Annotated in this window: 4 protein-coding genes and 1 pseudogene; all 5 read right to left on the bottom strand. The window is 63.4% G+C overall.

What is annotated here, in order from left to right:
- Nucleotides 1–71 precede the first annotated feature (71 nt).
- Nucleotides 72–261, bottom strand: a pseudogene (locus tag QM741_RS00025) (IS256 family transposase); the annotation flags it as partial.
- Nucleotides 262–388: 127 nt separating this feature from the next.
- Nucleotides 389–619, bottom strand: coding sequence for a hypothetical protein (locus QM741_RS00020; RefSeq protein ID WP_415205724.1), 231 nt, complete (start codon nucleotides 617–619; stop codon nucleotides 389–391).
- A 12-nt stretch (nucleotides 620–631) separates the two neighbouring features.
- Nucleotides 632–4,429: an RHS repeat domain-containing protein gene (locus QM741_RS00015; RefSeq protein WP_415205723.1), complete on the bottom strand. Its 3,798-nt coding sequence runs from the start codon at nucleotides 4,427–4,429 to the stop codon at nucleotides 632–634.
- Nucleotides 4,430–5,023: 594 nt separating this feature from the next.
- Nucleotides 5,024–5,479 carry a hypothetical protein gene (locus tag QM741_RS00010; protein WP_415205722.1) on the bottom strand — a complete coding sequence of 152 codons (456 nt, stop codon included), beginning with the start codon at nucleotides 5,477–5,479 and terminating at the stop codon, nucleotides 5,024–5,026.
- Nucleotides 5,476–14,391: an RHS repeat-associated core domain-containing protein gene (locus QM741_RS00005; protein ID WP_415205721.1), complete on the bottom strand. Its 8,916-nt coding sequence runs from the start codon at nucleotides 14,389–14,391 to the stop codon at nucleotides 5,476–5,478. The genes QM741_RS00010 and QM741_RS00005 overlap by 4 nt, the downstream gene beginning before the upstream one ends.
- Nucleotides 14,392–14,964 lie beyond the last annotated feature (573 nt).

Genomic DNA, 14,964 nt, shown 5'->3' with positions numbered 1-14,964 from the left:
TGTATACAAGTGGATAAATGGAATGAGTTACCGGTTTGGCGATGTTGCAAAACAAGACTTGACCCTTTGCTCAGGTGATGGTTCAGCTCCGCGCCCATCGCCCGCTCAATCACGGCCTTCTGGAACGACAGGAACAGAATCCTGCACCTCGCTGGGCGTCATCGGCCCTTTGACCAACTGGTCAAGCAACTCAGCGGGAACCTCCGGCAGCGGCCCTCTCGCTGCTGCCTGTGCTGCCGCCGTCTTCTTCTTGGTTGGCATACCCATTTCCTCTACCCTCTATGGTATGCCCCGCCCACAAAATCCCGGATAGGCCCCGCCGTCCGAGGTGCAGGCCTTGTTGGCGCACCCCCACAGTTGAGAATTACAGACTCTCCGGAGTGGTTCTTCAATGCGCTTTTGGCTCTTGCTCTTTCCGCTTGGGATTGTAAAAACTACCGGGTAGTTTGTCCTCGCTATGGATCAGTAAGCCATTGATCACGATGGCTATACCGAAGATCGCAAACGCAATCCACCCAAGCGTTGCGGACAGGTGGAAAACCAAAATGATCAAAGCAACTAGCAGGACAAAACCGAGACCAAGAAAAAAAATTGCACCGAACAACTTGCGCATGTTCATTTACATACCCTCTCAACAACCTGGCTGACCCTGTACGCAAAGCTGAACTTTGTTGGCCGCTGCACCGCCTCCTGACCAAGCACCCATAGCGTTGTATTGCCAATTAGATCGGCCTGCCGCGGCTGTGATCTCGGCCCAGTTGTACCCGTAGTCAGCGGCGACTTCCTCGAATGGGTAACTGTCATATCCGCCCAAGAATCCCCGAAAAGCAATTCTCAACCAATTGCGTCCGGTGGACGCCAAGTACGCGCCTTCCATGTCGCCGACAGCCGCGCCGGCGTAGGAAACGCCTGCCGCTCCAACCGCGTACGCCATACGGGCGCCACCAATCGCCATTGGCGTGTACATGCCCACTTGATACGCTGTCGAATCAGTGCTCACTTCATCGGCAGTGCCCATCCACGACCGAATATATCGCGTGCCTCCGAGGCTGAAACTGTCACCCAAGCCCGCAGAGAAATCAACCAGCCATTGCGGTGCCGATGGCAACTCAAATGCTACGGCGTACTTCAGATCAAACGGATGCTCCGCCATGTACTTATCAATCATGGCATCCATCCGCGTGTCTTCAGCCTTTTGGGCCTGTGCGGCTTGATACTTCTCCGTCGCACTCTCCGCTGCCCATGCCGCCAAGGCCGTCGCTGCCCCATTTGCGAACTTCCCACCCGAAAGTACCGACGCCGTCCCGCCAATCATCGCCCGCATGACTCCGTCCGTCGCCGATCTGCCACTCGGCCCAAACGACGACACGAAGCTCGATATCGCCGCACTTCGGAACGCACTACCGAAGCTCTGACCCTGCAACGCCGCCAGCGTTCCCTGGGTAATGCCTTGAGCCAGTGCTCTTTCCGTCGCCGCGATCAAGAACGCTCGTGGATCGCTTGAGAATCCACCGCTGGGACCCTGAATATTTTGCGCGATTTGTCCCGCCGCATACGAAGAAACAAACGCCGCTATCGTCGCGCCGATATTCCCATTGGTTGCCGCCGCCGCCCATGCCGCATCGACCCACGGCGCGAACTCACCATTCCCGCTGGCGTAGAGCACGACATCGATCACGACATGAACGATGTCTCCAAGGAACGAGTTCCAGAACGAGTACCCCGTCGGATCGGTCAGGGTCAGCGGATTGTTCGCGACGTAGCTGTATCGGTTCAGCCCCTGGCTTCCGGGGTTCTGAACTGGGTCTGCTTGGAGCATCCTTCCAAGTTGCGGATCATAGATTCTTCCGCCAAAGTGGATAATCCCCATCGCCTCCACGCCTTCCTGCCCGGTGAACCCGTGCGTCGTCGTCTGGATCGGCCAGTCGATGCCCGTCTGCGTCCATGTTTGGGGGTCTCTGCGATTGCCCCACGCATCGAACGCCTGCTGTTCGAACTTCGTGCCGTCCGCATGCGCGATCACGTTCGTGCTGCCCAGGTGATCGGTCAGCACGTAGCGCGTGTCGTTCGCCATCACCAGGTCGATCGCCACGCCCAGATAGCGTTTCTGTTCGCTCGTCGTGCCGTTGGCGATGGTGATTTCGACCTTGCCGATGTACAGCGTCAGGATTCCATTGTCGCTGCGCAGATACCGCTCGCCCTCCGGGCCGTACTGGAACGTCGTCGTGTCCCCGCCCAGCACGGCCTTCACCGCCTGGTTCAGCGCGTTGTACGTCAGCGTTCTTCCGTCGCTTCGCGTGGTCTGGTTGCCGTCGGTGTCGTACTGGTAGGTCTGGTTGACGGTGCCCGTGATCTGGGTGACCCGGGCGGCGCTGCCGCTTGTGCCGTGGTTGGCGCACCCCGCCGGGCCCGGATAGGTGTAGGTCTGCGTGGTGTTGTCCACCCCCGTGCCGGTCATGACCTGCGTGCACAGGTTGCCCAGGGCGTCGTAGGTCATCGCCTGCGTGCCGATCACGTTGATCACGCTGCCGCTGTCGATCGCGCCGCTCCACGCGCCGAGTTGCGCTTGTTTGAGGCGATTGAGGCCGTCGTAGGTGAGTTGTTCCACCGGGCTCTTGCCGGAACTGGCGTTCTTCAACCGCGCGGTGACGTTGCCCACGACATCGTAGGCGTACTGGTCGTCCTGCAGGGCACAGGTGCCCGTGCCGTTCGTGCACACGGATTTCAGGCGGCCGTCCTTGGCGTAATAGCCCAGGCTCGTTTGCAGGTGGGTGCTGCCGCCGCGCTTTTCGCTGACGGGCTGGCCGCGTTCGTTGGTCTGCAGGAGCTCGTACAGCCGCCCGCCCAAGCCCGCATCGATCGTCTGGCTTTGCGCGGCCGTGGTCAGACGCGTGTCGTTCTGCCGGTCGGCAAAGCCTTTCGTGGTGTAGTGCGTGGTCGTGATCTGGCCGGTCGCGTCCTGCTGCTGCTTCGGCCGGCCGTAGCCGTCCAGCGCCGTCGTCTCCGTGTACGTGCCCGAACCCGACAGCACGTGCTGGCGCTGGTACAGGCGGCCGTAGCCGTCGTAGGTGAACGTGCGGGTGAGGTTCTGGTCGCCCGTGCCGACGTGGGTTTCCGTGGCGAGCTGGCCGTAGCCGTGGCTTTGGGTGTCGTAGCTCCAGGAATCGGTGATCGTGCCGCTCCAATCGGCCCCCGTGCCGGTCGCCACGCGCTGCCACTTCCTTCCCAGCGCGTCGTAGCTCCGCGCGATCGTCTGGCCCTTCGCGTCGGTTTGGGTGAGCACGTCGCCCGCCGCGTTGTAGGTGAACGTCGTCGTGCCGCTGTCCGCATCCGTCTGGGTCAGCTTGCGGCCCAGGTCGTCCCAGGTGAAGCTGCTCGTGACGGTGCCGTTGCCCGCGTTGCGCGTGATCGCGAGCACGTCGCCCATCGCATCGTAGCTCTGCGTCACCGTCAGGTTGGTGGCCGTATCGCCGTTGACCGTGCCCGGATCGAGCGTCTGCACCGCCTCGCCCATCGGGTTGACGATCGTCTCCCAGCTGTAGCCCCGGGCGTTGGTGACGAACGTGCTCAGGCCGACATACTGGTTCGTCGTGGTGCCGTCCGGCGTCGTCACGGTGAGCGCGCGGCCGAGCACGTCGTAGGCCGTGGTCGTCGCGTAGCTCGCGCCGCCGCAGGCCGCGCCGCTGATCGTGGGGCTGCCGTCGCCCGATACGGTGGCGTTGAGGAAGAACGGCTCGGACTGGTACGTCGGCCGGTTGTGCGCGTCGGTGAACGCGCACGTGGCCGTGAACTGCTGGGTGGTCGGATTGCTGTCGAACGCCTGCGCGACGGTCATCACCGGGCGGCCGAGCACGTCGAAGTACGTCCAGCTGCTCGCACTGCCCGCAGTGATCGTCTGCGCGCGGAATTTGAAGCGGGGGTCGGTGCCGCAATTGGCGCCGCTGCCGCACAGGCGGAACGTCGTCGTGCTCGCGTGGCCGATATTGTCCTTGCTGAAGTACGGCCGGCCCAGCACCCCGAACCGTGCCGTCTGGGTGGTGCCGTTGATCGCACTCTGACCGGTGGCGTTGCCGAACTCGTCGCGCGCCGTGACCTGCGTGGCCTGCTGCTCGTTCCAGCCGCCGGCCGCCGTGGCGAAGGGCAGGCGGCTGGCGGTGACGTAGCGGCCGAGGCTGTCGTAGCTCGTGCGGGCGTAGCGCAGCACGGTGGTGCCGCTTTGCCGTTGTGCGACGCTGCCGTTCGTCGCGCCGGCGCGGCATTGCGTGTCGGTCACGTTGCTGCTGCATTGGTACGCCGCCGTGCGGTTGCCGTAGGCATCCCGATCGTAGAGCGTGCGCAGGTCCTGGTTGACGCTCGCGCCGGACTGGATGCGCTCGGAGACGAGCAGGCCCGAGGCCGCCTCGTAGGCAACAGAAAGTGCCTCTGACACCGTTTTCCCCGCTTTGTGGGTGAGCACGTCGCCCGCCGCGTTGTAGGTGAACGTCGTCGTGCCGCTGTCCGCATCCGTCTGCCGTAGGCATCCCGATCGTAGAGCGTGCGCAGGTCCTGGTTGACGCTCGCGCCGGACTGGATGCGCTCGGAGACGAGCAGGCCCGAGGCCGCCTCGTAGGCAACAGAAAGTGCCTCTGACACCGTTTTCGCTTTCACAGCCGATCGATTGCGGCAGATCCGTGCCGACGTGGGTTTCGCTCGCCAGCTGGCCATAGCCGTGGCTCTGGGTGTCGTAGCTCCAGGAATCGGTGATCGTGCCGCTCCAGTCGGTCCCCGTGCCGGTCGCCACGCGCTGCCACTTCCTTCCCAGCGCGTCGGACAGAAAGTGCCTCTGACACCGTTTTCCAGTTTTCGCAGGCCGGTTCGGCCGCCGTTCATCGCAATCACTACCAACCGCGCCGTTGCGCCGTTGTAGTTCGACGGTCCGCGTCCGCACACGCGTTGCGCGCGTGCGTGTAGTCGCCTTCAACTCGATGTAGTCGCGCAACGCCTTGTGCGGTGCGGCTTCCAGCGGTGCCGACTACCAACCCTTTTATCTTGTTGCCTGAAGAATCGTCGAACATCCAGCGCTCAAGTATTTCGCATCCCCTCTGAACTTTGCTTCACCGCCTTGCTTGACGTTGCCGGCAACTGCTGCGCAAAAAATCTCGAACACCTCTTTTACCTTCAAGTCGGTGCTGTCCCCCGAAGTTCGTTTGATAACTCCAAAATCGACGGAATGGCTCACTCCAATATACGTAAGACCCAAAAAGAGATCATCGGAGTAAAGATTTTGGGTCCATCCCGGGGAAGTCGGGGGCCCAATCTTAGCTCGACCACCAAGACGGTAACCAATCGTTTGAAGCCTTTCCACAATCGGCACAAGAGGGGTATCTGATGAGTTCAGTTCAACATACAGCGCTATCTCATCCGGTTTGGAAGGAGTACATGATTGCATGGCTGTGACGCAAAGGGCTGATAACAATAATTTTGTGGCAAGCTGTTTCATGGCGACGTCCTATTGACGCCAGCACGTCGAATCAGAGCATAGTCCACTCCCTGCCAGACTGCTGGGGCCAAGAAGGAATTCATATTCGCTGCTACCCCAGCGCCAAAACCTGTAGTCTCAATATAAAAATCGTGCCCATCTTGGATAATCTGTCTCGTGACACTTCCCGGGTCCAGCACATGATCCCGAGTGGTTACATTCTCTATTGACCAGCTATCTGGGTGGACGTACGTCGTCACCCATCCAACAGGCCAGGCATAGTTAGCTTCGAGATTTGACACGGGTAGATCACGAGGCGAATACCCAAACAACAGCATGCTTGCGCTCGTTGGTGCATTCGCATAGAGCAGCCCGTTGTTGAACAAATTCTGGCCGGTACAGTTCGCCTGAATAAGGTCGTTGCAAGCCCAAGTCTTGTAGTAATACTCGTGATTGTCGCTCGACGGGTCGAGCAACTCCGCAACCAGTCTCTTGAACTTCGTCCACGTGCTTGCCTGGCTGTGAGCGTCGTCGTTGAAGGCTTGCCCCATCGCAGCGGTCAACGCTCCATTTGCGAACTTGCCTCCAGTGATCACTGATGTCGTGCCGCCAACCATCGCCGCTGCAAGCGTGCGCTCTGCGCTCACCCCTAAGTTCCCTGCATCAATACCGGCAATTGCTCCGCTGAAAGATTCCGTAACGCCTGCTGACGCGAATCCATTGCCGAATTTTCCACCCTGCAAGACAGAAGTCACTCCCCCGACAATTCCATGCGCGATAACCTTCGCTGTAGAACCAACCGTCGTCAGGTCCTGTGAGCAGGAGACCCCGGTGTCGTGTGCCCAGCTTGCTTGCTGGAAATAACTCCCTACTCCAAACATTGCTGCAGCGGTGAATGCTCCTATCAGCCCCCCTTGCAAAGTGCCAGTAGTGATTACCCCAGCGGCAAAGCCACCAGCTGCAGCAACTGCTAGGCCGCCCCAGAAACTGCCACTCGCCAACAACCCTGCAGCAGCCCCGCCGGTCCACACAGTAATTGCAACCGCCGCGGCCACTTTTACCCAATCCCAGAACGAGTATCCACTGGGATCAGTCAGCGTCAGCGGATTATTGGCAACGTAGGCGTAGCGATTCAGCCCTTGGCTTCCGGGGTTTCTGACCGGATCGGCCTGGAGCATCCTCCCCAACTGCGGATCGTAGATGCGCCCGTTGAAGTGGACGATCCCCATCGCCTCCACGCCTTCCTGCCCGGTGAACCCGTGCGTCGTCGTCTGGATCGGCCAGTCGATGCCCGTCTGCGTCCATGTTTGGGGGTCTCTGCGATTGCCCCACGCATCGAACGCCTGCTGTTCGAACTTCGTGCCGTCCGCATGCGCGATCACGTTCGTGCTGCCCAGGTGATCGGTCAGCACGTAGCGCGTGTCGTTCGCCATCACCAGGTCGATCGCCACGCCCAGATAGCGTTTCTGTTCGCTCGTCGTGCCGTTGGCGATGGTGATTTCGACCTTGCCGATGTACAGCGTCAGGATTCCATTGTCGCTGCGCAGATACCGCTCGCCCTCCGGGCCGTACTGGAACGTCGTCGTGTCCCCGCCCAGCACGGCCTTCACCGCCTGGTTCAGCGCGTTGTACGTCAGCGTTCTTCCGTCGCTTCGCGTGGTCTGGTTGCCGTCGGTGTCGTACTGGTAGGTCTGGTTGACGGTGCCCGTGATCTGGGTGACCCGGGCGGCGCTGCCGCTTGTGCCGTGGTTGGCGCACCCCGCCGGGCCCGGATAGGTGTAGGTCTGCGTGGTGTTGTCCACCCCCGTGCCGGTCATGACCTGCGTGCACAGGTTGCCCAGGGCGTCGTAGGTCATCGCCTGCGTGCCGATCACGTTGATCACGCTGCCGCTGTCGATCGCGCCGCTCCACGCGCCGAGTTGCGCTTGTTTGAGGCGATTGAGGCCGTCGTAGGTGAGTTGTTCCACCGGGCTCTTGCCGGAACTGGCGTTCTTCAACCGCGCGGTGACGTTGCCCACCGCATCGTAGGCGTACTGGTCGTCCTGCAGGGCACAGGTGCCCGTGCCGTTCGTGCACACGGATTTCAGGCGGCCGTCCTTGGCGTAATAGCCCAGGCTCGTTTGCAGGTGGGTGCTGCCGCCGCGCTTTTCGCTGACGGGCTGGCCGCGTTCGTTGGTCTGCAGGAGTTCGTACAGCCGTCCGCCGATTCCCGCATCGATCGTCTGGCTTTGCGCGGCCGTGGTCAGACGCGTGTCGTTCTGCCGGTCGGCGAAGCCTTTCGTGGTGTAGTGCGTGGTCGTGATCTGGCCGGTCGCGTCCTGCTGCTGCTTCGGCCGGCCGTAGCCGTCCAGCGCCGTCGTCTCCGTGTACGTGCCCGAACCCGACAGCACGTGCTGGCGCTGGTACAGGCGGCCGTAGCCGTCGTAGGTGAACGTGCGGGTGAGGTTCTGGTCGCCCGTGCCGACGTGGGTTTCCGTGGCGAGCTGGCCGTAGCCGTGGCTTTGGGTGTCGTAGCTCCAGGAATCGGTGATCGTGCCGCTCCAATCGGCCCCCGTGCCGGTCGCCACGCGCTGCCACTTCCTTCCCAGCGCGTCGTAGCTCCGCGCGATCGTCTGGCCCTTCGCGTCGGTTTGGGTGAGCACGTCGCCCGCCGCGTTGTAGGTGAACGTCGTCGTGCCGCTGTCCGCATCCGTCTGGGTCAGCTTGCGGCCCAGGTCGTCCCAGGTGAAGCTGCTCGTGACGGTGCCGTTGCCCGCGTTGCGCGTGATCGCGAGCACGTCGCCCATCGCATCGTAGCTCTGCGTCACCGTCAGGTTGGTGGCCGTATCGCCGTTGACCGTGCCCGGATCGAGCGTCTGCACCGCCTCGCCCATCGGGTTGACGATCGTCTCCCAGCTGTAGCCCCGGGCGTTGGTGACGAACGTGCTCAGGCCGACGTAGTGGTTCGTCGTGGTGCCGTCCGGCGTCGTCACGGTGAGCGCGCGGCCGAGCACGTCGTAGGCCGTGGTCGTCGCGTAGCTCGCGCCGCCGCAGGCCGCGCCGCTGATCGTGGGGCTGCCGTCGCCCGATACGGTGGCGTTGAGGAAGAACGGCTCGGACTGGTACGTCGGCCGGTTGTGCGCGTCGGTGAACGCGCACGTGGCCGTGAACTGCTGGGTGGTCGGATTGCTGTCGAACGCCTGCGCGACGGTCATCACCGGGCGGCCGAGCACGTCGAAGTACGTCCAGCTGCTCGCACTGCCCGCAGTGATCGTCTGCGCGCGGAATTTGAAGCGGGTGTCGGTGCCGCAATTGGCGCCGCTGCCGCACAGGCGGAACGTCGTCGTGCTCGCGTGGCCGATATTGTCCTTGCTGAAGTACGGCCGGCCCAGCACACCGAACCGCGCCGCCTGGGTGGTGCCGTTGATCGCACTCTGGCCGGTGGCGTTGCCGAACTCGTCGCGCGCCGTGACCTGCGTGGCCTGCTGCTCGTTCCAGCCGCCGGCCGCCGTGGCGAAGGGCAGGCGGCTGGCGGTGACGTAGCGGCCGAGGCTGTCGTAGCTCGTGCGGGCGTAGCGCAGCACGGTGGTGCCGCTTTGCCGTTGTGCGACGCTGCCGTTCGTCGCGCCGGCGCGGCATTGCGTGTCGGTCACGTTGCTGCTGCATTGGTACGCCGCCGTGCGGTTGCCGTAGGCATCCCGATCGTAGAGCGTGCGCAGGTCCTGGTTGACGCTCGCGCCGGACTGGATGCGCTCGGAGACGAGCAGGCCCGAGGCCGCCTCGTAGGCGAAGTTCGTCGTGCGCGTGCGCGTGGTCTGGCCAGGCCGGGCGAACTGCACCTGGCTGCTGGCGAGGCGGCCCAGATACCAGGAACTGACGTTGTCGGCGTAGGTGTTGGTGGTGACTTTTTCGGCGACGGTCGTGCCGCTGCTGTCGCTGTTGACCGTGCGGCTGGCCTGCAGGTTGCCTCGACTCGGCGCCGCGTAGGTGCCGGTGTCGTAGCAGAAATAATTGTCGGTCGTGGCCACCTGCACCGGACTCGACCGCGTGCCGCTGCCCAGGTCGTATTGCGTGTCGGTGGTGTGGTACGCCAAAACGAACAATGGCCCGGCATTGGCCGGCGGCGTAAACAGATTCGAATCCAGACCGCTGGTTCGCGCCTGCGCGCCTCCGCCCAGCGTGCACTGGTCGGCACCGTAGGCGGCGCATCCCGCGCCCGCGCACGCCGGCTGCTGGCCGCTGAAGCCGATCTGGATGCCGGCGAGGGACGACGTCGTCGAGACGATGTCCGGCCACGGCGTCTGGAACGTCGGCGCGGCGCTGCTGCCGACGATGCCGGAGAAACAGTTGTAGCCGGAGGCTTCCGGGTTGGCGGCGCAGGCGTCCATCAGGGCGCTGCCGCGCGTGATCGCCGTGCCGCCGTGGACTTCCTTGAGCGTCGCGATCGGCATGCCGATGAACGGGTAGTGCTGCGCGTAGCGGTTCAGCGTGACGACGTACTGGTTGCCCGTGGCGGCGAGGTCGTTGCCGTCGAAGGCCCAGGTTTCGTAGAAGCCGAGGAAGCCGCGGCCCCCGGCCTGCATCATGGCGCCGGAATAGCGGTAATACACCGTGCTCTGCGCGGCCGCGTTGGCCTGGGTCGGCGCACTGCTCGAGGCCTGGCTGACCACGTACATCGGCGCGAGCACGTCGAACACGGGCGAAAGCCAGCCGAAGTCCGTGCCGGTGCGCAGGATCGGATACGTGTCCGGGCGGCGCTGGTAGACGCCGATGTTCGTCAGCGGCTGATAGGCCACCTGGGTGGCGGCGCCGAGACCGTTGGTGAACCCGGTAATCACATCGCGCGCCTGGTAGCGCGTATTCGTTCGGGAAGCGTAGAGACGATTGCCGGAGGTGGCGTTCGCATCCATCGCCACCAGGTCCGGTATGCCGTCGCCGTCCATATCTCCCACCAAGGGCTGGTAGGTGGTGCCATTCAACGTACTGAAACCGGAGGCAGTCCAGGATGCCGGAGTGGAGAATCCCCACGTTCCATCGCTGTTGGGCACCAGTTCGACGTACTTGAAGCCGGTAAAACTGGTCGATGAGGAAGTCGCCGAGCCGACGGGATAAACGATCGCGTTCTTGCCGTCGTTGTTCACGTCGGCAAACTGCACCAGCGTTTGAGTCAGCGCCGGTATCGTCACCGAGTTGGCCAAGGTGACGGATACCGCGGCCTGATAGGCGGTTGCCGGCGTGCCGGTACCTTTGTTGATCAGGACATAGAATGAGGTCGGGGCGGTCGAACTCTGATACATGATGTCCGCCAATCCGTCGCCATTGAGGTCGACCAGATAGACGTTCTGCGTCAGGATCGGCAACGTACCGCCGACATTGGTACTCGCCCCGTTCCAGTACTCGGTGAACGCGAGGGTTCCCCCGTTGGCCGTCACCCCGGACGTCGGAGTCAGCTGCGACATCGTGAGTTGATACCAATAGGTCTTGCGCGTCGTTCCCGCGGCAGCCAAATCCGCAGAGAGATTGCCCTTGTACAGGCCGCTGTCGTAGTGGAGCTGTCGCTTGCCCGTAGGCTCCACGGGAGCAACCAGGGAGTTTCGGTACACGCCGGTGACGACGACGGTGAGGTCCGCGCGGCCGTCCCCGTTCAGATCGGTGGTCAGGGCTGCCTTCGAGTTCGCGCCGGTATTGGTGAAAAGTGCATAGCGACAATCGTCGGACCCATAGCAAGCCGAATCGAACGAGCTGCCCAGATTCACCGTGTAAGGAGCCGAGAATACCAGCGTGCCATTGCTCTGCCGGACAAGGATGCGCGCCAGGGCATCGACACTGCCGGTGGGATCCGGATAGATAAAATCGGGCAGACCATCGCCATTCAAATCGGCCAAAACGCCCGCTGCGGGGTTGCAAACGTCCAGGTAACAGTTGGGGCCGGTAATCGGCGTCGCCAAACCCGCCAGCAAGTTATTGGCATTGTCAAAGACCTTGCCTCCTGCCGCGGGTCTACCCAAACTGGGGTAGATGCTCCAGGGATTGCCGTTGCCTGAGGTGGGTGTCGCCCCACCCACCATCAAATCCGCACGACCATCGCCGTTGTAGTCGATCAGGTTCCAGGATTCACCGTTGTCCTGCAGATTGAGCGGAGCGCACAACGGTTGCTGGTTGTACGTGACAAAAGTCAGTTGAGTGCCGCTCACATCCGCAAAGCCGACATACAGGCTGCTGCCCGAGCTGCAGGCACTGCTATTGACTGCCCAGACGATATCCTGCCGGCCATCGCCATCCACATCGGCGATCTTGAAGCCCACGATGGGACTGGATCCGAACGGTCCGCTCTGCGCGGTGTTATTGCCCAGCGTACTCGTCGTTTGCGACCAGGTGAACGTCGTCGCAGGGAAACATACGGTCTGGCTGCTGTTCCGGCACTCCTGCACTTTTTGCAGCGACCGGAACGGTGAGCCGGAGGGTGAATTCGCCGTGCTGTAGGTCAGGCCGTAATAGCGCAACGTGCCATTCGCGCTGTCGCTCACGGTGACGCTCGTCAATTGCTGGGTTTGCGCGAACACCACGGCCGACTGATACCCCAAACGCAATTGAGCCTGCGGCAAGGTGGTATAGGCGAACGAAATGCTGGCATACGGCGTCGAAACGGGGCTGGTCGCGTGACCGGTGTAGTTCACCTGCGCCAATGTCGTTTCCACCGCGGTCGATGCAAAGGTGTACGACGGTGTTCCGGTGCTCGCAGGGCGGGTGTTGTAGAGGTAGTCGATGTAGTTGCCTTTGGAATCCTGGACGCGCGCCAGATTCCAGTTGACCGCCACGGTCTGGCTGTTCAGCGAGGCGGTGGCCAGCGCGTTGGGCGAGGAAGCCAGATAGCCGTACGTGCTGGTCGTGCCGTCCTTGCGCTGCACGGTGAACGAGTTCGGTCCCACGTAGCTCGCGGACACGTGCGCGGTCACTTGGGTGGTGGGATCGGTTTCCGGCGAATAGGTCGTGCCGTCCGCGCCGTAGGCACCGGAATTTCCCGAGAGCAGCAACAAGCGCACACCGTCCAGACAGAAGCGATCGGTCGTCGTGAAATTGACCGGCGGCGGGTTGCCGTCAGGCGTCGAAGTCGCGGCAAAATCGCCGCTCTCGCGCGTCTGCCGGCAGCGCGAAATCTGCGAAGAGCCTTCGATCGTCCAGCCCGGCCCCATCACGCCGTCGGGCAGGCGGCTGTTGTAGCTCAGCGCCAGCTTGGGCACGACGCCGGCGGTGCCGGGCGGCACCTGGATCGGAATCGAATAGGTGGCGTTGCCGCCCTCGTCCACGCGGAACTGGGCGGCGGTCGCGCCGACAGCGTCGGAGACAGCATCGGTCGCCGGCGTCGCGGCGACCACGGGCGTGTCGGAGGTCGGCGTTCCGGGAATCACCGAAACCGCCGCACCCGTGGTGCTGACTTTGTAGGCACTGCATCCGGCCGCATTGCACGCGGCCACTTCGTAGTAGTAAGTGCCGGCGGCGTATACCAGTTCGGACGCTTGTCCCGAGGTGGCCGGCGTGTAGTTGCCGTTGACCAGGGTCCACGGACCGGACGAGCTGGTCGCCCGCTGGATTTTCAGGTAGGTCGCCGGCGGTCCGCCGGTATTCAGCGTCCAACTGGCGATCAGGGTGTTGCCGCTGGCCGCCACCGTGACGCTGGTCGGCGGGGAGGGCGGCCCATAGTCCGCTCCGGGAAACCACCCCGCCACATCGGCGATCACATCGGTGTTGCCGACGCTGCCGTTGCGGATCGATACCTGCCCGTTCGTGCCGACTTGAGCGATGACGAGAACGGAAAGAACGCTCCCCGCCGGGAAATTGAGGTTCGACGCGCCGGGCGGCGCGTTTCCGGAGGTCGTGCCCGTACCCCAGGCAGTGAGATAACCCGCCGCCGACGGCGTGACCACGGTGAGGTTCAGCGCGACGGCACCCACGCCGCTGGCCGGCACACCGCCGCGACCCCATACGGTGAGGTTGCGGGTGACGCCGGTGCCGAACGCGCCCTGGCCCGCGAACTGGCCGTCGATGGTGCTGTGGCCCGACCGCGTATCCATCAGGCGTGCCGGAACCAGCGGCGCGAGCGTGACCGTCGAGGTGAAGTACCCGACGACGTCCGCGATCACGTGCGTGGACCCCGGCCCATTGAACAGGGAGACTTTGCCGTCCGGTCCCGGAGCGACAATCACCAGGTTGGCCAGCGTCTGGCCCGCAAGGAAATTGAGGTTCGAGGCAATCGGTTGGCTCGATCCCGACGGCCACGCGGTGAGGTATCCCGCGAGCGTGGGCGCAGCGACGGTGACATTGAGGACGACCGCGCTGACCCCGCTCGCCGGCACGCCGCCTCGCCCGAACACGGTGAGGTTCAGCGTACTGCTCGAACCCATCGCCCCACCCCCGCTGAACTGCCCGTCGACCGTCGGGCCGCCCGAGCGCGTATCGAGCAGGCGCGCGGGCGTCAACCCCGTCAGATTGGAGGCCGAGGGAAAATAACCGGCCACGTCCACGATGACCTGGGCGTTCCCAGTGCCGGTGGAGGCATAGAGGGAGACCATGCCGTTCGTACCGATCTTGGCGATCACCTGATTGCTGATCGTCTGTCCCGAGGCGAAATTGAGATTCGATGCGGTCGGCCGCGCGACGCCCGTCGGCCAGACGGTGACATAGCCCGCGGCCGTCGGACCGGTCACGGTAATGTTCAATGCCACCGCACCAACGCCGGTGGCGGGAACGTTGCCGCGCCCGACGACGAGGAGGTCCAGGCTCTGGTTGGCGACCGGGCCCCCGCCGACGAATTGTCCGTCGACCGTCGTCCCGCCCGCACGGGTATCCAGCAAGCGCACCGGCGTCACCGGTGCGAATTGCGTCGACTGCGCCAGCGCGGCGATGTGCAGCGTCAAGCCGACAAGAAATGCCCAACCCCGGATCCAGCCTTTCATCCTCGCCTCCCTTTTCCTTTCGAACTGCTGTCGAACACCGGGCCGCCGTGAACGAATGGCGGCCACGGCGCATGGCTTACCGCGTTTTACAGCGACGAAACCCCGAGCCGTCGAGACGACGGCGGAAGACAATGAAGGAGAGCGGGCGCTGCGCAGCGCCACGAGGGGGAGGAAGAACCTCGCCGTGCCGATACCGACCATTCATCGCCATGACCGAATCCCTCGCCAGGCCCTGCGTATTGCAGACGAATTATTGGGAATGTCAGCGGGGCGACACGGCGTGCCCCAATCACGCATCGAATTCCATCCCGAACTCGCGCGTGCATTCACCCTACGCCAAGCGCCATGCGTTTGTAAAGACGGGGCGGGTCGGTGGGCAATTTTCCGGATCGGCGCAGTGTCGACGGGACGGGTGGTAGAACCGTTCGCAAATTCCGTTCTTCCGCGCCTTCGTCGTTGGCCATAGCCGACGCGGGCCACCGCTTCGCCGGCGACTGAACGCGCCATTCATTCCCGGAGCGACGCCGGCCGCATGGTAAGCTAACCCGATATCGGCAACCGTCGCTGCGGTTC

Origin of the sequence: Rudaea sp., from assembly GCF_047601565.1 — a bacterium.
Lineage (GTDB): Bacteria > Pseudomonadota > Gammaproteobacteria > Xanthomonadales > Rhodanobacteraceae > Rudaea.
The sequence above is the reverse complement of the archived record's forward strand: the minus strand, read 5'-3'. Positions and strand labels throughout refer to the sequence as shown.